Source organism: Luteimonas mephitis DSM 12574 (genome assembly GCF_000422305.1).
Taxonomy (GTDB): domain Bacteria; phylum Pseudomonadota; class Gammaproteobacteria; order Xanthomonadales; family Xanthomonadaceae; genus Luteimonas; species Luteimonas mephitis.
In genome coordinates this window covers 373204-392340 of record NZ_KE383817.1, presented here as the reverse complement: position 1 = coordinate 392340, position 19137 = coordinate 373204, and the positions used below count along the sequence as shown (strand labels likewise).

The following is a 19137-nucleotide window of genomic DNA, read 5'->3' as shown; positions in this document are numbered from 1 at the left end:
GAACGGCGGCCCTGGGGCCGCCGTTTCATCTTGTGCGTTACGAGGCGCCGGTCAGCGCAGGTTGCACATCAGGTGGCCGTTGGTCACCGGGTGGCTGGTGCGCGTACCGCTGTAGCCGAAGACGCCGTTGCAGCTGACCGAGAAGGTGCCGACGACGTTGCCGCCGTCATCGAGATAGACCCCGAGGTCGCCGTTGTTGGGCCTGGCGATGGCAATGCCGGCCGCCATGGCGATGGCAAGGCCGAGGGTGATGGCAAGTCTGGTGCGCATGCTTAAGTTTCCCGTGATTGGAGGAGAAGGCTGGACGACATGCGCGACAGAGCTGCGCCACGACTGCCTTCCAGGCCACCGGCATCGTCGCCGGCCGCGTCAAACTGGAAGACGGGAAGTTAGCCGGCGGTCAAATCTGCGCGTCGCCGCATCGCACCATGCGCGGTTTGCGCAGCCGGTCACGCCGCGATTGCGCCGGTTGCACGCTCGTGCCCGCGCGCCGCTCCGCGATCCCTTTGCGCAGGAGCGGCTTTCCCGCTCCCCGCTTCTTCGTGCTGCACCCGGCCGGCGCCGGCTGCGGGTCTGCTACGCTGCCGCCGCCCCGTGCGGAGTCGCCGAACCTCATGAAAATCCTGCTCGCCCGCCACGGCGAAACGCCGTGGAACGCCGAAGGCCGCTACCAGGGCCAGGAGGACATCGCGCTGTCACCGGTCGGCGAAGCGCAGGCGCGCGCACTGGGCGAGCGCCTGCGCGATGTGCGCATCGATCGCGCCGTCGCCTCGCCGCTGTCGCGTGCGCGCCGTACCGCCGAACTCGCGCTCGGCGAAACGCGCATGGGCATGCTGTCCATCGACCCGGGGCTGATGGAGATCGCCCACGGCACCTGGGAAGGCCTGCTCGCCGCCGAGATCGGCGAGCGCGATCCGCAGCGCCTGCTGGCCTGGCGCGACAGTCCGCACGAAGTGCTGATGCCCGGCGGCGAATCGCTGCAGCACGTGTTCGATCGTGCGTGGCCGGCGCTGGCACGCGCCGTCGCGGGCCTCGGCCAGGATGACACCGCGCTGGTGGTCGCCCACGATGCGGTCAACCGTGTCCTGCTGTGCCACGTGCTCGGCATCCCGCTGGCGCGCCTGTGGAGTTTCCGCCAGGCGCCGACCACGTTGAACCTGCTCGAAGGCCGTGACGTCGACCACCTCGACGTGGTCCGCCTCAACGACTGTTCTCACCACACGCCGTTCTTCGGGGAGGCGGTGCATCGGGCGCTGTAGCGTGCAGGTGGGGCGATCCGGGACACGCCTCGCCTGTTCATGGCGTCGGACGGGCCGCGAGGGAGAATGACGGCCACGGCGCTACGCTATTCCCACTCCATTCCACTTCCGTGTCCGCCCTCCATGCCTCCGACCACCCTCGCCGACTGGCTCGCCTACATCGAGCGCCAGAATCCCCGGCCCATCGACATGGGCCTGGAGCGCGTGCGCGAGGTCGCCGCGCGCATGCAGCTCGGTCGCGCCGCGCGGCATGTCATCACCGTCGGCGGCACCAACGGCAAGGGTTCGACGGTCGCGTTCATCGAGGCGATCGCGCGCGCGGCCGGATGGAAGGTGGGTGCCTACACCTCGCCGCACCTGCTGGCCTACAACGAGCGCGTGCGCATCGATGGCCATGACGTCGACGATGCCTCGCTGGTGGCGGCGTTCGCCGCGGTCGAGGCCGCGCGGACGGGCAAGGGCAGGGCAGTCGCGCTGACCTATTTCGAATACGGCACGCTCGCAGCGCTGTGGCTGTTCGAACGCAGCACTCTTGACCTGGCGATCCTCGAAGTCGGCCTCGGCGGGCGGCTGGACGCGGTCAACGTGGTCGATGCGGACGTGGCGGTGATCACCACGGTCGACCTTGACCACCAGGGCTGGCTCGGCAACGACCGCGAGCAGATCGGGTTCGAGAAAGCCGGCATCGCGCGGGCGTGGAAGCCGCTGGTGCTGGGCGAGGACGATCCGCCTTCCAGCGTGCTCGGCCATGCCTACGCGATCGGCGCATCGACCTGGCGCGCCGGCAACGATTTCTTCTTCGAACGGATCGACGACGCCCGCTGGCGCTGGCGCGAGGTCGGCTGCGAACTGGAGCTGCCGCTGCCGGCGCTCGCCGCGCCGGTGCAGCTGCGCAACGCCGCCGCCGCCATCGCCGCGCTGCGCGCGCTGGACGCCACGATCCCCGACGACGCGTGGGCGCAGGGCGTGGCGGCGGCGCGCCTGCCCGGGCGCCTGCAGGTGTTCGAACGCAGTGGCGTGGAGGTCGTGGTCGACGTCGGCCACAACCCGCAGGCCGCGCGCGAACTGGCCGCCTGGCTGGACGCGGTGCCGGCCGCCGGTCGCTGCCTGGCGGTCTATGCCGCGCTCGGCGACAAGGACGCATCCGGCGTGGTGGCGGCGATCGGCGAGCGCGTCGATGGCTGGTTCCTCGCCGGGCTCGAATCGTCCGGGCCGCGGGGCACGTCGGTCGATGCGCTGGCCGCGCGCCTGGCAGGCACTGCAGCCGGCCGCGGCGACCGCCACCCGACCGTCGCCGCTGCGCTGTCGGCGGCGCTCGCCCACGCGCACCGCGGCGACCGGGTCCTGGTCTTCGGCTCGTTCCATACCGCCGCCGAGGCGCTGCAGTCGCTGGCGACCGGCGATTCATGAGCACGAGGGTGGCCCGCGTATAATTCGCCGGCCCCCGCGCTGTCGCGGCTGCGATGGAACCCGGACTGTGGACTCTCAACTGAAGCAGCGCCTGATCGGTGCCGCCGTGCTGGTCGCGCTCGCGGTGATCTTCCTGCCGATGCTGGTCAAGGGCCCGGCGCCGGACAGCGGCGTTTCGGACGTGCCGCTGAAGGTGCCGGATGCGCCGCAGGGCCAGTACGAGACCCGCGACCTGCCGCTGGTCGTGCCCGACGATGCGCCCCAGGACGGGGTGGTCGGGATGCAGTCGCGCGATGCCGTCGACGGCGAGTCGCTGCCGACCGTGGACACCACCACCGCGCCTTCCGGCCGGGACGAAGCGCAAGCTGCAGCGCCGGCCACGGCCGCGGCGATGCTGCCGCCAACCGTCGCCGGCGGCGACTATGCGGTGGACTTCGCCGCCTACGACAGCAGCGTCAACGCGGACACCGTGGTCGCGCGCCTGCGCGGCGCGCAGTTGCCGGCCTACCGCGAGGCCGCGCAGGTCGGCAGCCGGCAGGCATGGCGGGTACGGATCGGGCCGTATGCGACCCGCGCCGACGCCGAGATCGCCCGCGTCGAGGCCGCCCGCGTCGGCAAGCACGCCGGCGCGCGCGTGGTGGCGCTGGACGCCGCCGAGCCAGCCGAGGCGTCCGTGTCGAAGCCGGCCGCCGCCCCGGCGTCCGCTCCCGAAATCGCCAGCAAGCCGCTGCCGCCAAGTCCCGTTGCCAGCACCAGCAAGCCGGCCGAAAAGCCCGTCGAGGCGCCGAAGCCGGCCGCCAAGCCGGCCGAGACGCCGAAGCCCGCCGAGAAGCCTGCCGCTGCCGGCGTCGGGTTCGCGGTGCAGATCGGCGCATTCGGCAACGCCGCGCAGGCCACCGCCAAGCGCGACCAGCTGCGCGCCGCCGGCTTCAGCGCCTTCACCGAAACGGTCAAGACCGACAAGGGCACGCTGACCCGCGTGCTGGCCGGGCCGGTGGTGAGCCGCGCCGACGCCGACCGGCTCAAGGGCCAGATCAAGGCCAAGCTAGGCATCGACGGCATGGTGCGCTCGCACCCCTGACCCCATATCGACACTGCGGCCATCGCTTCGGCGGCGACCGCACTTTCCTCCAGCAACGGCAGAATCCCCATGTGCGGCATCGTCGGCATCGTCGGAACCACTGAAGTCGCGGCCGCGCTGTACGACGGCCTGACCGTGCTCCAGCACCGCGGCCAAGACGCGGCGGGCATCGCCACCGTCAGCGGCACGCAGCTGCGCGTGCACAAGGGCAACGGCCTGGTGCGCGACGTGTTCGACGCCCGCGCGATGGCGCTGCTCGAAGGCCGCGTCGGCATCGGCCACTGCCGCTATCCCACCGCGGGCAGCGAGGGCCTGGACGAAGCGCAGCCGTTCTACGTCAACTCGCCCTATGGCATCGCGCTCGCCCACAACGGCAACCTGGTCAACACCGACGCGCTGCGCCGCGAGGTGTTCGAGCAGGATCGCCGCAACGTCAATACCGAGTCGGATTCGGAAGTGCTGCTGAACGTGTTCGCGCACGAGCTTGATCGCCAGAACGCGCTCGGCCCGGATGCGGCGTTTCGCGCGATCGAAGGCGTCAACCGCCGCGCGCGCGGCGGCTATGCGGTGGTGGCGACGGTGCTGGGCCTGGGCCTGGTGGCGTTCCGCGATCCGCACGGCATCCGCCCGCTGGTGCTGGGCAAGCGCGAGGCCGAAGGTGGGATGGAGTATGCGGTGGCATCGGAATCGGTGGCGCTCGACATCCTCGGCTTCGAGCGCATGCGCGACGTCGCGCCCGGCGAAGGCGTGGTCATCACCGCGCGCGGCGAGCTGCACGTGCGACAGTGCGCCGAGCCCAGGGCGCACGCACCGTGCATCTTCGAGTACGTGTACTTCGCGCGCCCCGACTCGATGATCGAGAACATCTCGGTGCACAAGGCGCGCATGCGCATGGGCGTGACCCTGGGCGAGAAGATCCTGCGCGAGCGCCCCGGCCACGACATCGACGTGGTGATCCCGATTCCGGACACCTCGCGCGACTCGGCCATGGAGATCGCCAGCGTGCTCGGGGTGAAGTACCGCGAGGGCTTCGTCAAGAACCGTTACGTCGGCCGCACCTTCATCATGCCCGGGCAGGGCGAGCGCGCGAAGTCGGTCAAGCGCAAGCTCAACGCGATCCCGCTGGAGTTCCGCAACCGCGTGGTGTTGCTGGTCGACGATTCGATCGTGCGCGGCACCACCTCGAAGCAGATCGTGCAGATGGCCCGCGATGCGGGTGCGCGCAAGGTCTACCTGGCTTCCGCGGCGCCGCCCGTGCGCCATCCGAACATCTACGGCATCGACATGCCGTCGGTCGAGGAGCTCGTGGCGAACGGCCGCAGCGAGAAGGAGATCGAACAGCTGCTCGGCTGCGACTGGCTGGTCTACCAGGACCTGGCCGACCTTGAAGCGGCGGTTGCCGGGCCGAAGTGCCCGGACCTCCGGTTCGACAGCTCGTGCTTCAACGGCGAGTACGTGACCGGGATCGAGCCCGGCTATTTCGAACGCCTGCGCCAGTTGCGTTCCGACGAAGCCAAGCGTCGGCGTCGCCTGGCGTCGTGAGGCTGCAGCCTGCTTTTGCAGAAGCGGTTTCAGCCGTGAGCTTTTCGACGGCAGTTGCGGGGCCCGAAAAGCTCGCGGCTGAAGCCGCTCCTACAGGGGCGACAGCGTGACCGGCTCGCTGTTCATCGCTGCCCGCGCCTGCCTCGACGCCGCATCGCCCGATGACAAGGTCGCGGCCACCTTCGCCGCTGCCGAGGCGTTTGCCCGCGGCGAACTGGCCATCGACGAAGACGCGCCGCCGCCCGAGCCAATCGGCATGCCCGGCCGCCCGGCGCGGCCGCGCCTGGTGCATCCGCGCGAACTGCCGCGGCGTGGATTGGGCAGCGATGAAGGGCGAACGGCGTTCCTGCACGCCGTCGCGCACATCGAGTTCAATGCCATCGACCTGGCGTGGGATGCGGTCTATCGCTTCCGCACAATGCCTGCCGCGTACTACGTCGACTGGGTGGCGGTGGCCAATGACGAGGCTCGCCACTTCACCGCGCTGCGCGCGCGGCTGCACGATTTCGGCAAGGATTACGGCGACTTCGACGCGCACAACGGACTGTGGGAAATGGCCGTGAAAACCGCGCACGATGGCCTGGCGCGGATGGCACTGGTCCCGCGCGTACTCGAAGCGCGCGGGCTCGACGTCACGCCTGGAATGATCACCAGGCTGCAGGCGCTCGGCGACGACGCCACCGTGGCGATTCTCGAAACGATCCTGCGCGAGGAAGTGGCGCACGTGGCAGCGGGTTCGCGCTGGTATCGCTGGCACTGCGAGCGCGCCGGGGTCGATCCGCGCAATCGTTTCATCGAACTGCTGCACACCCATGCCGGCGGCCTCCTGCATGGCCCGCTCAACGTCGAGGCAAGGACCGCCGCGGGCTTCGATCCGGAGGAGCTCGAGAGCCTCCTGGCCTCGCTGGCTTGAACTTGCCGTATCTTCAGGCGCGGACAGGCACCCTGTCCCTTCCGCTTCCCGACAGGTCATGACATGCACCCGAATGCTCTTGCTGCCCTCCTGATCGCCGCTGGCATGGCCGCCTGCCAGCCGCAGGACGCGACGTCCGCTTCGCACCAGTCCACGCCTGCCATCGCGGACACTGCCGCCGAGCCGGCAGCTGCCCACGCCGACGCCGAACCGGTGCCGGGCGCGGCGTCTGCCGCGGTGGACGCGAGCGCCGCGGATGCGGCCGCTTCTATGCCGGAAGACGCGAACGCCGGAGCGCCTGTGGCCGCAGCGGGTTCGAACGCGATCCAGCGTGCGCGGCGAATCCGCCTGCTCGGGACCGAGCCGTTCTGGAGCATCGACATTTCCGGAACCGAGATGCACTACACCACGCCGGACAATGATCCTGGCGAACACTTCCAGGTCGAGCGCGAACTGCTGGCCGACGGTGGCGTGCGCTACACGGGCGAGGACGGCATCACCGCGTTCAGCGTGGAGGTCACGCCCGGCGCGTGCAGCGACGGCATGTCCGACGAAACCTACGCCTACCAGGCGGAGTTCCAGCTCGGCCGGCAGATCCAGACGGGCTGCGGACGCATCACGGTGCCCTGAGCGCGCGCGTCCGAGCGGTCATGCGTGCGGCCCCGCGAGCGGCATGCCGGGGCAGGGCGATGATCCGGCCCGTCGTCCGAAAACGCCACTCGCCTTCATGTGGGCGCGCTCCCCGAGTGGCGGCCGGCGTCGCGCATCAACGGCGCGTGCAGGCCTGCGCTTGCGTGGAAGGGCGCATCGGCCGGCTGCCTCGAACGGCGTCATCACCCGGGCTTGGCATCGGCCCGGCTAGCGTGCGCATCCCGGAGAACGCATCGACAGGAAACATGACGTGAAGCAGGCACTGCCGTTGTTGATGCTGTCGCTGTTCGCGGGAATGACTGCCTGCGGCACCCAGCACCCTGCCGACACGCCAGCGACCCCCGCCAGCGCGGCAGCTGGCCTGGCGGTGATGCAGGAGTTCAGGGCACGCGGCAACGAGCCGTTCTGGGCGATCGACGTCGAGGACGACACCCTGCATTACGTTACTCCCGAGATGGACGACGGCAAGACGCTGCAGGCCCGCCGAGAAGACCGCGACGGCGTGGTCTCGTTTTCGGGCAGCGATGGTGCCTTGCCCTTCACCCTCGAGATCCGGGCCGAGGCCTGCGAGGATTCGATGTCCGGCAAACGGTTCGACTTCAGCGCCACCTGGCGCTACGGCGACGAGCGCATGACCGGCTGCGCCGCCGGCAGCTGAGCAGTTCCGTCGCTGGCAGGACGCCGCGCGGTTCACACGCGGCGGCATCTGGATCCAGATCCGGCCGCGTGCGGCGGCTGCGTTGTCTACAGCGCGGACAGGCGGTAGCCGGATCCGTCCACGCGCAGCACCGAGCCTTGCTCGTACCAGTCGCCGAGCACGATCCGTCGCCGGCCGCCGGCATCGTGCACCGCCGGCCGGTGCGTGTGCCCGTGGATGATCGTGTCTACGCCGTGTTCCTCGAACGCCGCGGCCACTGCCGCCGGCGACACGTCGGTGATCGTTTCCATCGTCCCGGCGTGGCGCAGTTCGCCCTGCCGCGCCTGGCTGGCGGCGCGTGCCTGCTGCGCGAACGCCAGGCGCGCGGCCAGCGGCTGCGACAGGAACCCTGCCTGCCACGCCGGGTCCCGCGTCTGCGCGCGGAACTGCTGGTAGGCCACGTCGTCGGTGCACAGCGTGTCGCCGTGCATCAGCAGCACCGGCTTGCCATGCAGGTCGATGCGTGTCGGATCGGTGAGCAGCTTCATCCCGGCGCGCCGTGCGTAATCGTCGCCAAGCAGGAAATCGCGGTTGCCGTGCATGAAGGAAACAGGCACGCCGCTGTCGGCCAGCGCCCTGATCTTTTCGGCCACGAAAGCGCCGGTGTCCGACGGATCGTCGTCGCCCACCCAGGCCTCGAACAGGTCGCCGAGGATGTACAGCGCATCGGCGCCGCGTGCTTCGCCCTCGATGAAATCGCCGAACAGGCGGGTGATTTCCGGTCGCGCCGGATCCAGGTGCAGGTCGGAAACGAAGAGGCTGGCCATGCGGCGATTGTAGGGTGCCGCGGCTCAGTCCACGGCAAGCTCGCGCCGCAGCCAGGCCCGGGCCATCCGCCATTCGCGCTGCACTGTGGCCGTGGACAGCCCGGTCGCGGCGGCGATCTGTTCTCCGGTCAGCCCGGCGAAGAAGCGCATGTCCACGATCCGCGCCTGGCGCGGGTCCAGCGCGGCGAGACGGTCGAGTGCGCCTTCCAGCAGGTCGGGTTCGACCTCCGCGCCCAGGCTGTCGGCTACTTCGGTCAGCTGCATGCGGTCCTGGTCCTGCGGGCGCTTGGCGGACATGCGCCTGCGCGCGTGGTCGATCAGTACCTGGCGCATCGCGTGGGCAGCCAGCCCCAGCAGGTGGCCGCGATTCTCCAGCGGCGGCAGCGCCTCGCCTGCGAACAGCTTCAGCCAGGCTTCGTTGATCAGCACGGTGGCGCTGAGCATCGGATCGTTGCGTTCGCGACCCAGCTGCGCGGCGGCCAGGTGGTGCAGGGCCTGGTAGAGGTCCTGCACCACCTGGTCCATCGCCGCGGGTTCGCCGTCGGCGGCGGCGTGCAGCAGTCGCGTCACGTCACCGTCGCCAGGCGCCGGGTTCATTGGGCGATCGCCTTGCGGAGCACGGCGAGACTCTCGCGCCAGCGCGATTGCGGCGGTTCGCCGTGTGCATCCAGCAACGACGCATAGCGTGCCGCCGCAGCCTCGGCCTCGCGGTGGTTGCCCTGCATGGCGAGCGAACGCGCCAGCGGATCGATCATGCCGTCGTAGACCACCAGGTAATCGGCGGCGTATGGCTGCAGCACGTCCTCGGCTTCGCGGGCGAGCGCCAGCGCCTGCGCCGTGTCGTGGTGTTCGTCCAGCACCAGGCGCGACAGTGCAGACAGCGCGTACGCCAGGTTGACCGCATCCACCCCCGGGGCCGAACGCTTGCGCAGGCCCGGGAGCACTTCGCGAAGCAGCGCCTCCGACTCCTGCATGCGGCCCGCCGTGCGCAGGCTGATCGCATGGCCGACCGCGAGCTGGAGGTAGAGGCGGTTGTCGGCGCTGGTGGTGTTGCGCGCCACGGCCACGGCGCGTCCGCTCGCCCCCAGGGCTTCCTTGTGGCGGCCGGCACGGGAATAGCCGACGGAAAGCTGGTTGAGGTTGACCGCGCGCGCCAGCGTGTTCTCGCCGATCAGTTTCACGTAGTCCCTGTCGGCCTCTTCCAGCATGCGGATGCCGCGGTCGACGTCGACGTCGAGCATCAGCGTGGCGTAGTTGATGCGTGCCGTCAGCAGCTCTCCCGGATCGTCCGCGGAGTAGCGTTCCCGCAGGGCGACGGATTCCTGGTGGGCGCGGAGCGAGCGATCGAAGTCGCCGAGCTGCTGGCGCGCATCGGCCAGCGCCGAGAGCGCGTCCGCGCGGATGAGCGCCAGGTCCTTTCCGTCCGGACGGCCGAGCTGGACCAGGACACGTTCCAGGTCGGCGGCCATGTCGGCGGCGGGGCGGGTGCCCGCCAGGCCCTCGTTGCGCAGTTCCGCCACCCGGTGGCGGAGGCGTTCGATGCGCTCCTCGGGCTGGTCCGGCGACAGCAGCGCCTGCGCCTGGCGATGGATCGCGATGGCATCGGCATTGCGTCCCTGCTGGGCGTACGCGTGCGCGAGCTTCATCTGCACCCGCGCCAGTTCGAGCGGTGGGCGGCCGGTCCGGCGCTTGAGTTCCAGCGCCTCGCGGAACAGTGGTTCGGCAGCCGATTCCAGCGCCAGGCCCTGGTTGGCGTCAGCCATGGCCAGGAGCAGGTCGGCGCGGGTGTCCGCGGGCAGGTCGGTGCGGCGGCGCAGGTCCTTGGCGCCGCGATCCAGTACTTCGCGCACGGTGATCTGCTCGCCGCGCGACCGCGACGGATCGGCGTTGGCGAACAGTTCGGTCATGAAGCCGGCCAGGGCCTGCGCCTTGCCGCGCTCGGCGATCACCTGCTGCAGCTGGCGCTCGCGCTCGAACAGGAAGCCGCTGGCCAGCACCAGCAGCACCGACGCCGCGGCCACCTGCCAGCGATGCCGCCAGGCGAAGCGCCGCAGCCGGTACATCGCATGCCCGCGTCGCGCCGACACCGGTCGCGACTCGAGGAAACGGCGCAGGTCGTCCGACAGCGCGGCCACCGAGGGATAGCGCTGTTCGGGCGCGTGCCGCAGCGCCTTGAGCACGATCGCGTCGATGTCGGCGGGGATCCGGCCCACCGCCTGGCCGACCGCGCTCGCCGCGCGGTCGGTTTCGGGAACGCCGGTGCGTGGCGCGCTGCTGGGCGGGCGGATCTCGCCGGAAACGATGGCGTCGGGCAGCAGGTGCCCCGATTCCACCGCCTGGTGCGGCCGCGTTCCGGTCAGCAGCTCGTACAGCACGATGCCCAGCGACCAGACGTCGGTGGCGGTGCTCAACGGCTTGCCGGCCACGTGCTCGGGGCTGGCATAGGCGAGGGTCAGGGCGCGCTGCGCGGTGCCGGTGGGTTCGGCCGGCGCGTGCTCCTCGATCAGCCGGGCGATGCCGAAATCCAGCAGCTTCGGTTCGCCCGCGTCCGTGACCAGGATGTTGGCCGGCTTCAGGTCGCGGTGGATCACCAGCCGCTGGTGCGCGTGCTCGACCGCGGCGCAGACTTTGAGGAACAGCGCCACGCGCTCGCGCAGTGGCAGCCCGCGTGCCTGGCACCAGCGGTCGATGCGCTCGCCCTCGACGTACTCCAGCGCGATGAAAGGCTGCCCGTTGCCGGTGCTGCCGCCGTCGAGCAGGTGGGCGATGTTGGGATGCCGCAGCGAGGCGAGGATGCGACGCTCCTCGGACATGCGCTGCGCGAGCCGCGCGCCGTGCGGGCCGGCGCTTGCAAGCAGCTTGAGCGCGACCAGCTGGTGGGCATCGCCATCGTCGCGTTCGGCCAGGTAGACCACGCCCATGCCGCCTTCGCCCAGCAGGCGCAGGATGCGGTACTGGCCCGGCTGCGCGGCGTCCACGCGCGCACCCTCGCGCAGCGGTTCGATGCCGGCCGGCGGCCAGCCCGGCGCCAGCGGATTGTCCGGGCCGGTGTGCGCGGCGGTGACCAGCCAGTCCACCTCGGCACGCAGGCCGGCATCGTCTGCGCAGCGTCGTGCCAGCCAGGCTTCCCGTGCATCCGGCGCGATGTCCAGCGCTTCCATGGCGATGGTCTTGGCGCGCAGGTATCGGTCGTCCATCGGGACTCCGGGTCGTCGGGAAGGGGGGAGTAGGTGAGCGCGGGAGCGCGTGAGCGCCACGCGGCGCAACGCAACCCGGGGGCAACCGGAGCCAACGCCCGGATCGGGCAGAACCGGTCAAACCGCCGCGATGATCAAATCCGTCGCGCATCTGCGCAGTCATTGGTAACGAGGCATGCGAATGCCCCGTCCACCCATCGGAGGCGCACATGTACATCCAGCAATCGATCGGCAACCCGCAGTCCATCGGCAACCAGCAGTCCACCGGCAACGAGCCGCCCACGCTGGCGCTGCAGTGGTCCAGTCCGTTCCGGCGGATCCGGACGCGGCTCGCCAGGGGTTTCTGCCTGTCCGACTGGGGATTCCTGGCGGTGACCGGCGAGGGCGACGCCGAAGCCAGGGAGCGGTGCGGCAGCGTGGCGCCGCTGCTGCCCGAATTCACGTGCCGGCACGCGGACGGGCATGCGGGGCGCAAATCGCGGAGTTAACCCGCGGAGGTCACGGCGCGGAATCCATGGCGCGGACTGGTCCGGGCGGCCGGCCGCGCTAAAATCACGGGTTTCCGCCAACAGCGACCCGACATGGCCTGCCGCACCCGCTTCGCCCCCAGTCCCACCGGCTACCTGCATATCGGCGGCGCGCGCACCGCGCTGTACTGCTGGCTTGAGGCGCGCCGCCGCGGCGGGCAGTTCATCCTGCGGATCGAGGACACCGACCGCGAGCGCAGCACGCAGGAAGCCATCGACGCGATCCTCGAAGCGATGGACTGGCTCGGGCTGGATTACGACGAAGGCCCGGTCTACCAGACGCAGCGCGTCGATCGCTACCGCGAGGTCGCCGAGCAGCTGGTCGCCTCCGGCCACGCGTATTACGCCTACGAGTCGAAGGAAGAGCTCGACGCGATGCGCGAGGCGGCGATGGCGAAGGGCGACAAGCCGCGCTACAACGGTGCCTATCGCGAGCAGGGCGCGCCGCGCCGCGATGATCCCAACCGCGTGATCCGCCTGAAGAACCCGCTCGACGGCGTCGTTGCCTGGGACGACAAGGTCAAGGGCCGGATCGAGATCGCCAACGCCGAACTCGACGACCTGGTGATCTTCCGTCCCGACGGCTATCCGACCTACAACTTCGCCGTGGTCGTCGACGACCTCGACATGCAGATCACCGACGTGGTGCGCGGCGACGACCACGTCAACAACACCCCGCGCCAGATCAACATCTACCGCGCGCTTGGCGCGCAGGTGCCCCAGTTCGCGCACCTGCCGATGATCCTCGACGAGCACGGCGCCAAGCTGTCCAAGCGCACCGGCGCGGCCGACGTGATGCAGTACCGCGACGCCGGTTACCTGCCGCACGCGCTGCTCAACTACCTGGTGCGGCTGGGCTGGTCGCATGGCGACCAGGAGATCTTCTCGATCACCGAAATGCAGTCGCTGTTCGACCTGCGCGACGTCAACGCCAAGGCCTCGCGGCTGGATCCGGCCAAGCTCGGCTGGCTCAACCAGCAGTACCTCAAGAGCGACGATCCGGCGGCGGTGGCGAAGCACCTCGAGTGGCACCTGCAGCAGGCCGGCTGCGATCTGTCCAATGGTCCCGCGCCCGCCGACGTCGTGGTCGCACTGCGCGACCGCGTGCAGACGCTCAAGGACATGGCCGAGCGCGCGGTGGTCTGGTACCGGCCGCTGGAACACTACGACGAGAAGGCCGTGGCCAAGCATCTCAAGCCCGAGGCTGCCGCACCGCTGCGCGACATGCGCGAGCGCCTGGGCGCGCTGCAGGCATGGACGGTCGAAGGCATCGACGGCGCCTTCCACGCAACGGTCGAAGCGTCGGGCCTGGGCATGGGCAAGGTCGCGCAGCCGCTGCGCGTGGCGATCACCGGCACACAGGTCAGTCCGGACATCGCGCACACGATTTACCTGGCCGGCCGCGACGAAGCGCTGGTGCGCATCGACGCTGCAATCGCGAAGATTCCTGCAGAAGCCGGCTAGGCGCTCGGCTTCAGCCTTCGCAGGAGCGGCCCATGGCCGCGAGCTTTTCGACGGACATGGAAAAGCTCGCAGCCATGCGCCGCTCCTGCAAGGAACGCCGCTCCTGCAGGGCTGCGGGCTTGAGTCCCCCGATCAACGCCATCATCATCTGGTCATGCCCAGGCACGCCTGCACCGATCCCAAGCATCATGTCCACGACGCCGAAGGCTTCGTCGCGGCGGTCGAGCGTGCCTGCCACGAACGCGGCCTGCGGCTGACGCCGATCCGTGCGCGCGTGCTCGGCCTGGTCGCTGATGCGGGCCAGCCGATCAAGGCCTACGACCTGCTGGAACTGATCCGTGCAGGCAACAGCATCGATGGCGAAAACGCGGGTGCCGCCGCGCCGCCGACGGTCTATCGCGCGCTCGATTTCCTGCTCGCCAACGGCTTCATCCACAAGCTCGAATCGGTCAACGCCTTCGTCGCCTGCCACCATCCGAGCACCGCGCAGCATTCGGTGCCGTTCCTGATCTGCGACTGCTGCCATTCGGCGGTCGAACTCGAGGACCTCGACGTTGTCGCGCAGCTCGAGCAGCGCGCGAAGTCGCTCGGCTTCCAGCCGCAGGCGCAGACGCTGGAAGTGCACGGCCTCTGCGCGCGCTGCGCCGCCGCGGCGTCCGCGTGACGGGTGCCGCGTCCGTGGCTGGCGTGCACGGCTGGCTCATCCGCCCGCTTGCTGCGAGCGACCTCGACGCCGCGCTTGCGTTGCAGGACCTGAGCTACGTGCAGTCTCTGCGCGATGGCGCGGCCGCGTTCGCCAGCCGCATGTCGATCGGCGCAGCGACTTGCCTGGGCGCGTTCTCGGACGACGCGTTGCAGGGCTATGTGCTGGCGCATCCCTGGCATGCCGGTTCGCCCCCGCCCGTGGATACCGTGCTGTCGCCGCCGTCGGGCGAAGGCGAGCGGGTGCTGTACATCCACGACCTGTCGGTCGCTGCGGCGACCCGCGGCCGCGGGCTTGGCCGGCGCCTGGTCGAAGCAGCCGAGGCGGCCGGGCGCGCCGCGGGGCTGTCGCACAGCGAACTGGTCGCGGTGCCGGGTGCGGAGGCGTACTGGTCGCGGCTGGCTTACTGCGCGCTGCCGGTTTCGAGTACCCGCGCCTTGGACTGCTATGGCGCCGGTGCGCGCTGCATGCGGCGCGCACTGCGCTGACGCATGCGGGTCAGAAGAACACCCGCACGCCCGCGTTGAAGCTGCGGCCCGGCAGCGCCACGACGTCCTTCAGGAACGAGGTATGCACGCGCGCGACCTGGTCGCCGAGGTTGCTGCCGTCGACGAACAGTTCCCAGCCAAAACGCCCGCTGTCGAAGTGGTAGGCAGCGTGTGCATCGACCAGCGTGTAACCGGCCGTCGCCGTCTCGTTGGCCGCCACCTTGTCCTGCTTCGCGTAGCGGGTGGCGCCCAGCGACGCACGCCAGCCGCTGCTTTCCCAGCGCAGCTGCGCGCCGAGCCGGGAGGGGGCAATGCGCGGCACGTTGCCACCGCCGTCGGCCAGTGACGCGCGCACGGTGTCGCCGAACACGCGCAGGTCCCAGCGCCCGCGGTCGCCGTCGGCGAGGTGGAAGGTCGCTTCGCCCTCGAGGCCGCGGAACGTCGCATCACGCTGCGACCACTCCCGGATCGGCAGCGGCTCGTCCTGTTCGTCGAAATGCCACTGCTCGCCGGTGTCGACGAGATGGATGAAATTCCTGAAGCGGTTGTAATAGGCCGACACCTTCGCGTCGACGAAACCGGAGCGGTACTGCACGCCGGCCTCGAACTGGTTGGCAGCCTCCTTGTCGAGACCGGTGTTGCCGATTTCGTAGGCAAGGGTGGCAAGGTGGGGGCCGTTGGCGAACAGCTCCTCCTCGGCCGGCGCACGCTCGGAGTGGTCGAAGCTGGCGGTCAGGCGCCAGCGCGCGTTGATCTTCCAGCCACCTGCAATCGACAGGCTCATCGGCTTGAAATCCCGGCTTTCCAAGTCTTCCGGATCGGATTCCACCTGGTCGATGCGCGCGCCGAGGTCGAGCTGGAATTCCTCCCACGACCTGCGCGCGACGCCGAACACGCCGAGTTCGCGCGTCGCGGTCTTCGGCACGAAAGCCTCTTCGCCGACCGCGGCGAAGGTACTGTCGCTGCCTTGCACGCCGACCGCACCCTTCCAGCCGTTGCCGGCGTCGTACGACGCCTCGACGCGGCCTTCGCTGGCGGTCTTGTCGAAGACGGTGCCGGGGGCGTCGCCTTCGAACTCGACGTGCCGGTAATCGGTGTGGCCGACGCTGTAGCGCAGGCCGCTGCCGGCGCCCCAAAGGTCCGTGAGGCCGCCCTTGAGTTCGTAACGGTCTTGGCGCAGCTGCAGGTACACGCCGCGCTCGCCGTTGGCGAGGTCACCGGCTTCGCCGGGGTTGCCGTAGTCGTCCTCGAAGCGCGACGCGGAGACGCCGACGAAGCCCCAGTCGCCGAGCAGCGAGCCGCCGATCGCGCCGGACCGGGTGTCGATGAAGGAGTTCGCCTGCCGGCCTTCCGGCGTGTCGTAGTCCCTGGCGTTGCGATACACCGCATCGGCGTGCAGCGCGAAGCGCTCGTTGCCGCCGTCGACGCGCACCATGCCGGTGGTGCCGTCCTGGTCTCCGCCGGAGAAGCGCATCTCGGCGCGGCCGCTGAAGCCGCCATCGATCGCATGTTCCGGGATGCGGCCGTCGACCACGTTGACCACGCCGCCGATCGCGCCGGTGCCGTAGAGCAGGGTGGACGGGCCCTTGAGCACTTCGATCTGGTCGGCGAGGAAGGGTTCGATCGCCGGTGAGTGGTCCTGGCTGACGGTCGACGCGTCCGCCGACGACATGCCGCCACTGAGCACCTCCACGCGCGGACCATCGAGGCCGCGCAGGATCGGCCGACCCACGCCCGGGCCGAAGTTGGAGCTCTGCACGCCGGGGATGCTGGAAATCGTCTCGCCCAGACTCGAGGCGCGGTTCTCGTCGAGGCGTTCGCCGGCCAGCACGTCGGTCGGCTTGCTCAGCTCCGCGGCGGTGTCGCGCAGCGGGCTGGCGGTGACCACGACCGAATCGAGGTCCTTGACGTGGCGTCCCGCGCCGGCAGCTTCGGCGTGGCGGGAGTCGCTGGGCGGCGGGGTGCCGCCGTCGGCGGAATCGCCGGCCGCGGCCGGGATTGCGGCCGCCGTGGCGGCGGCTGGCGAGCCGGCATCGACCGGCGCGGCGAGCGTGGCGGCTGGAAACAGCGCCGCGGAGAGGGCGAGGGCGAGAGTGGGTGCCGGCAGGTGGAGGGTAAAGGGCATTGGAGAATCGGGCAGGGAGATACGAGGAAATATGTTATAACATATCAATTCGAGACAACCGCCCTGCCGCAAGTCATGATTCCCCGCCCATGAATCCCAGCCTCCACGCCTTCCTCGACCGCTTCGGTGCCACCGGGTCGCTCGTCTGCGCCATCCACTGCGCACTACTGCCGCTGCTGCTGGCGGCGATCCCCTCGCTGGGGCTCTCGGCGTGGCTGGGCGACGGTTTCGAAATGGCGTTCGTCATGTTCGCCACGTCGGTGGGTATCTTCAGCCTGGTCTACGGCTATCGTCGCCACCGGCGGATCCGCGCGCTGGGCGTGCTGCTGGCCGGGCTGGTCCTGCTGTGGACCGGATTGCTCTACGGGCCCTGGCACCACGGTTCGCTGGCGCTGCACGCGGCGGTGATGACCCTGGGCGGCACCCTGATCGGCATCGCCCACCTGCTCAACCTGCGGCACGTGCACGACGCCAGCTGCGCGCATTGAACCAGTGCTCCGCAGTGGTCCAATCCTGAAATGCGCTTCGCATGTTTCGGGTCCCGCTTCGTGCTTCCACGCCCCGCCCCTTCGGGGCGTCCCCTGGCCGGGAGGCTTTCCTCCAGACGGATCAGGCCGCAGGCTGCGCCACCGCGCGTGGTAGAATCGCCGCCCTCGCGCGCGGCGCGATCGACATTCCGAAAGATCACGAATCCAGGAGCACGAGATGGGCAAGGGCGACCGCAAGACCGCCAAGGGCAAGCGCTACAACTCCAGCTACGGCAACGCCCGTTCGCAGGTGACCAAGAAGGCCGCGGGCGCGGCTTCGGCACCGGTGGCGAAGAAGGCCGCGGCGAAGACCGCGACCAAGGCACCGGCGAAGAAGGTCGTGGCGAAGAAGACCGTCGTCAAGGAGTAGGCACCGGCCCGGCGCCGGTGTGATGGAAAGCCCCGCCGGAAGCGGGGCTTTCTCATGCGCGGCCTTCGGGCGCGGGAGGCTGTTTCCGTGGAGGCTAGAAGGAATCAGCGGGCCGTGACGTGCTCCGCGCCGGCCTCGATCGCCGCCCACGCGCGCAGCAGGTTGCCGCCGAGGATCTTGCGGATGTCGTCGTCCTTGTACTCGCGCGCCTGCAGGCCGGCGACCAGGTTCGGGTAGTCGGCCGCGGTCAGCAGGCCCTGCGGCAACTCGCCGCCGACGCCGTCGAAGTCCGAGCCGATGCCGACGTGGTCGACGCCGATCAGCTTCACCGCGTAGTCGACCTGGTCGAGCACCGCGTCGATCTGCGTGACCGGCGCCGGATGGGCGGCGGCCCAAGCCTTGTCGAAGGCCTCCTCGCTTTCCAGCGGCTGGCCGGCGGCCTTGAGCTTCGCGTTGCGCTGGTTGAAATCATTGATCGCGCGGAAGTGCGCCTGTGTGTCGGCCGCGCCCTTCGGGTCGACGAACGCGGTACCGAACGGGATCTGCACCACGCCGCCCTTGTCGGCGATCGCCACGGCCAGTTCGTCGCTGATGTTGCGCTCGAAGTCCGGGGTGAAATGGCGGAACGCTGAGTGGCTGGCAATCACCGGCACCGTGCTGAGCGCGATCGCCTCGCGCGCCGATTCGTCCGAGATGTGCGAGACGTCGACCATGATCCCCAGCCGGTTCATCTCGGCCACCACCTGCCTGCCGAACGGGCTCAGGCCGTGCCACTTGCGCTCGATCGCGTACGACGAATCGGCGATGCGGTTGGCCGCGCTGTGGGCGAGGGTGATGTAGCGCACGCCGCGGTCGAAGAAAAACTGCACGTTCTTGATGTCGTCGCCGATCGGCGCGCCGTTCTCCATGCCCAGCGGCAGCAGCACGCGATTGCCCTGGCGCAGGGTGTCGACGTTCTTCGGCGAGCGCAGCAGCGCGAACTTGTCCGGGTGGCGCTGGGCCAGCGCCTCGACCGCATCGATCATTTCGTTGGCGACCTGCCATGCGGTGCCATCGTCGTCCTGCTTCGGCGAGGTGTAGATCGACATGAAGGCGACATCCAGGCCGCCGGCGCGCGCCTTCGGATAATCGAACTCGCGACCCTTTGCCTCCTTGCCCAGATCCATCCAGCCGTCCATCAGCATGCCGGGTGCATCGATGTGTGTGTCGACGATGACCGCGTCCTGCGCCAGCGCGCGCGCGGCGTCGGTGGCCTGCGCGGATGCGAACGTGGGAACGATGGCGAGCAGCAGGACAGACAGGGTGCGATGCATGGAGGTCTCCGGCACGGGCAGGGAATTTGCAGGAGCGGCTTGGGCCGCGAGTTTTTGAAGCAGGCGCAGCTCCAGCCGCGATCCTTCAAACAGTCTGCAGGAG

The 19137-nt window shown here is 69.8% G+C and carries 20 protein-coding genes; 13 read left to right on the top strand and 7 right to left on the bottom strand.

Features of this window, described 5'->3' with window-relative positions; all coding sequences use genetic code 11:
* Nucleotides 1-51: 51 nt before the first annotated feature.
* A complete protein-coding gene (locus tag H570_RS0115570; protein WP_027081545.1) occupies nucleotides 52-270 on the bottom strand; it encodes a DUF6289 family protein in 219 nt (72 codons plus the stop codon).
* A gap of 344 nt (nucleotides 271-614) precedes the next feature.
* Between H570_RS0115570 and H570_RS0115565 the strand changes: the two genes are divergently transcribed.
* The 7 genes from H570_RS0115565 to H570_RS18385 all read left to right on the top strand — a co-directional run bounded on the left by H570_RS0115565 (nucleotide 615) and on the right by H570_RS18385 (nucleotide 7514).
* The gene (locus H570_RS0115565) at nucleotides 615-1259 is read left to right on the top strand and encodes a histidine phosphatase family protein (protein ID WP_027081544.1); all 645 of its coding nucleotides are present in this window, start codon (nucleotides 615-617) and stop codon (nucleotides 1257-1259) included.
* Nucleotides 1260-1382: 123 nt separating this feature from the next.
* The gene (folC, locus tag H570_RS0115560) at nucleotides 1383-2669 is read left to right on the top strand and encodes a bifunctional tetrahydrofolate synthase/dihydrofolate synthase (RefSeq protein ID WP_036136492.1); all 1287 of its coding nucleotides are present in this window, start codon (nucleotides 1383-1385) and stop codon (nucleotides 2667-2669) included.
* A gap of 67 nt (nucleotides 2670-2736) precedes the next feature.
* A complete protein-coding gene (locus H570_RS0115555; protein WP_027081542.1) occupies nucleotides 2737-3750 on the top strand; it encodes an SPOR domain-containing protein in 1014 nt (337 codons plus the stop codon).
* A gap of 69 nt (nucleotides 3751-3819) precedes the next feature.
* The gene (gene purF / locus H570_RS0115550; RefSeq protein WP_027081541.1) at nucleotides 3820-5292 is read left to right on the top strand and encodes an amidophosphoribosyltransferase; all 1473 of its coding nucleotides are present in this window, start codon (nucleotides 3820-3822) and stop codon (nucleotides 5290-5292) included.
* A gap of 106 nt (nucleotides 5293-5398) precedes the next feature.
* Complete coding sequence (locus H570_RS0115545) at nucleotides 5399-6205, top strand: ferritin-like domain-containing protein (RefSeq protein WP_027081540.1); 807 nt, start codon at nucleotides 5399-5401, stop codon at nucleotides 6203-6205.
* 63 nt (nucleotides 6206-6268) lie between these two features.
* Entirely contained in the window at nucleotides 6269-6835 is a 567-nt protein-coding gene (locus H570_RS18390; RefSeq protein ID WP_156900021.1) for a COG3650 family protein, read from the top strand.
* Between the two features lie 271 nt (nucleotides 6836-7106).
* Nucleotides 7107-7514 carry a COG3650 family protein gene (locus H570_RS18385; RefSeq protein WP_051176478.1) on the top strand — a complete coding sequence of 136 codons (408 nt, stop codon included), beginning with the start codon at nucleotides 7107-7109 and terminating at the stop codon, nucleotides 7512-7514.
* A gap of 86 nt (nucleotides 7515-7600) precedes the next feature.
* On the opposite strand, the gene lpxH is transcribed toward H570_RS18385, so the two are convergent.
* The 3 genes from lpxH to H570_RS18380 are packed head-to-tail and all read right to left on the bottom strand — an operon-like array spanning nucleotide 7601 to nucleotide 11517.
* Nucleotides 7601-8320 carry a UDP-2,3-diacylglucosamine diphosphatase gene (gene lpxH / locus H570_RS0115530; protein ID WP_027081539.1) on the bottom strand — a complete coding sequence of 240 codons (720 nt, stop codon included), beginning with the start codon at nucleotides 8318-8320 and terminating at the stop codon, nucleotides 7601-7603.
* 24 nt (nucleotides 8321-8344) lie between these two features.
* Complete coding sequence (locus tag H570_RS0115525) at nucleotides 8345-8917, bottom strand: ECF-type sigma factor (protein ID WP_027081538.1); 573 nt, start codon at nucleotides 8915-8917, stop codon at nucleotides 8345-8347.
* Nucleotides 8914-11517 carry a serine/threonine-protein kinase gene (locus H570_RS18380; protein ID WP_027081537.1) on the bottom strand — a complete coding sequence of 868 codons (2604 nt, stop codon included), beginning with the start codon at nucleotides 11515-11517 and terminating at the stop codon, nucleotides 8914-8916. Before H570_RS18380 ends, H570_RS0115525 begins: the two co-directional genes overlap by 4 nt.
* 209 nt (nucleotides 11518-11726) lie before the next feature.
* On the opposite strand from H570_RS18380, the gene H570_RS0115515 reads away from it, so the two are divergent.
* Both H570_RS0115515 and gltX read left to right on the top strand, forming a co-directional pair.
* Nucleotides 11727-12005, top strand: a complete 279-nt coding sequence (locus tag H570_RS0115515) for a hypothetical protein (protein ID WP_027081536.1) — start codon at nucleotides 11727-11729, stop codon at nucleotides 12003-12005.
* A gap of 93 nt (nucleotides 12006-12098) precedes the next feature.
* On the top strand, nucleotides 12099-13508 hold the full coding sequence (gltX, locus tag H570_RS0115510) for a glutamate--tRNA ligase (RefSeq protein WP_027081535.1): 1410 nt from the start codon (nucleotides 12099-12101) through the stop codon (nucleotides 13506-13508).
* 10 nt (nucleotides 13509-13518) lie between these two features.
* Here the strand turns inward: gltX and H570_RS19035 are convergent, their stop codons facing one another.
* Entirely contained in the window at nucleotides 13519-13656 is a 138-nt protein-coding gene (locus tag H570_RS19035) for a hypothetical protein (RefSeq protein ID WP_156900020.1), read from the bottom strand.
* A 6-nt stretch (nucleotides 13657-13662) separates the two neighbouring features.
* Between H570_RS19035 and H570_RS0115500 the strand changes: the two genes are divergently transcribed.
* Nucleotides 13663-14172 carry a transcriptional repressor gene (locus H570_RS0115500; protein ID WP_027081534.1) on the top strand — a complete coding sequence of 170 codons (510 nt, stop codon included), beginning with the start codon at nucleotides 13663-13665 and terminating at the stop codon, nucleotides 14170-14172.
* A gap of 14 nt (nucleotides 14173-14186) precedes the next feature.
* Nucleotides 14187-14699 (top strand): GNAT family N-acetyltransferase, encoded by a 513-nt coding sequence (locus H570_RS0115495; protein ID WP_027081533.1) that lies wholly within the window; start codon nucleotides 14187-14189, stop codon nucleotides 14697-14699.
* Between the two features lie 10 nt (nucleotides 14700-14709).
* Here the strand turns inward: H570_RS0115495 and H570_RS0115490 are convergent, their stop codons facing one another.
* Nucleotides 14710-16824: a TonB-dependent receptor gene (locus H570_RS0115490; RefSeq protein ID WP_027081532.1), complete on the bottom strand. Its 2115-nt coding sequence runs from the start codon at nucleotides 16822-16824 to the stop codon at nucleotides 14710-14712.
* 89 nt (nucleotides 16825-16913) lie between these two features.
* On the opposite strand from H570_RS0115490, the gene H570_RS0115485 reads away from it, so the two are divergent.
* Together H570_RS0115485 and H570_RS0115480 are read left to right on the top strand one after the other, a co-directional pair.
* Nucleotides 16914-17312, top strand: coding sequence for a MerC domain-containing protein (locus tag H570_RS0115485; RefSeq protein ID WP_027081531.1), 399 nt, complete (start codon nucleotides 16914-16916; stop codon nucleotides 17310-17312).
* A 217-nt stretch (nucleotides 17313-17529) separates the two neighbouring features.
* Nucleotides 17530-17721, top strand: a complete 192-nt coding sequence (locus H570_RS0115480) for a 30S ribosomal protein THX (protein WP_027081530.1) — start codon at nucleotides 17530-17532, stop codon at nucleotides 17719-17721.
* 104 nt (nucleotides 17722-17825) lie between these two features.
* Here the strand turns inward: H570_RS0115480 and H570_RS0115475 are convergent, their stop codons facing one another.
* A complete protein-coding gene (locus H570_RS0115475) occupies nucleotides 17826-19034 on the bottom strand; it encodes a dipeptidase (protein WP_036136488.1) in 1209 nt (402 codons plus the stop codon).
* Nucleotides 19035-19137: the final 103 nt, after the last annotated feature.

Excerpts from the sequence above, each read along its gene's own strand:
- H570_RS0115515 (WP_027081536.1), top strand. The coding sequence starts at position 11,727 with ATGTACATCCAGCAATCGATCGGCAACCCGCAGTCCATCGGCAACCAG.
- H570_RS19035 (WP_156900020.1), bottom strand. The coding sequence starts at position 13,656 with ATGATGATGGCGTTGATCGGGGGACTCAAGCCCGCAGCCCTGCAGGAG.
- H570_RS0115570 (WP_027081545.1), bottom strand. The coding sequence starts at position 270 with ATGCGCACCAGACTTGCCATCACCCTCGGCCTTGCCATCGCCATGGCG.
- H570_RS0115525 (WP_027081538.1), bottom strand. The coding sequence starts at position 8,917 with ATGAACCCGGCGCCTGGCGACGGTGACGTGACGCGACTGCTGCACGCC.
- gltX (WP_027081535.1), top strand. The coding sequence starts at position 12,099 with ATGGCCTGCCGCACCCGCTTCGCCCCCAGTCCCACCGGCTACCTGCAT.
- H570_RS0115485 (WP_027081531.1), top strand. The coding sequence starts at position 16,914 with ATGAATCCCAGCCTCCACGCCTTCCTCGACCGCTTCGGTGCCACCGGG.
- H570_RS0115565 (WP_027081544.1), top strand. The coding sequence starts at position 615 with ATGAAAATCCTGCTCGCCCGCCACGGCGAAACGCCGTGGAACGCCGAA.
- H570_RS0115475 (WP_036136488.1), bottom strand. The coding sequence starts at position 19,034 with ATGCATCGCACCCTGTCTGTCCTGCTGCTCGCCATCGTTCCCACGTTC.
- H570_RS18390 (WP_156900021.1), top strand. The coding sequence starts at position 6,269 with ATGCACCCGAATGCTCTTGCTGCCCTCCTGATCGCCGCTGGCATGGCC.
- H570_RS18380 (WP_027081537.1), bottom strand. The coding sequence starts at position 11,517 with ATGGACGACCGATACCTGCGCGCCAAGACCATCGCCATGGAAGCGCTG.
- H570_RS0115500 (WP_027081534.1), top strand. The coding sequence starts at position 13,663 with ATGCCCAGGCACGCCTGCACCGATCCCAAGCATCATGTCCACGACGCC.
- purF (WP_027081541.1), top strand. The coding sequence starts at position 3,820 with ATGTGCGGCATCGTCGGCATCGTCGGAACCACTGAAGTCGCGGCCGCG.
- H570_RS0115490 (WP_027081532.1), bottom strand. The coding sequence starts at position 16,824 with ATGCCCTTTACCCTCCACCTGCCGGCACCCACTCTCGCCCTCGCCCTC.
- H570_RS0115480 (WP_027081530.1), top strand. The coding sequence starts at position 17,530 with ATGGGCAAGGGCGACCGCAAGACCGCCAAGGGCAAGCGCTACAACTCC.
- folC (WP_036136492.1), top strand. The coding sequence starts at position 1,383 with ATGCCTCCGACCACCCTCGCCGACTGGCTCGCCTACATCGAGCGCCAG.
- lpxH (WP_027081539.1), bottom strand. The coding sequence starts at position 8,320 with ATGGCCAGCCTCTTCGTTTCCGACCTGCACCTGGATCCGGCGCGACCG.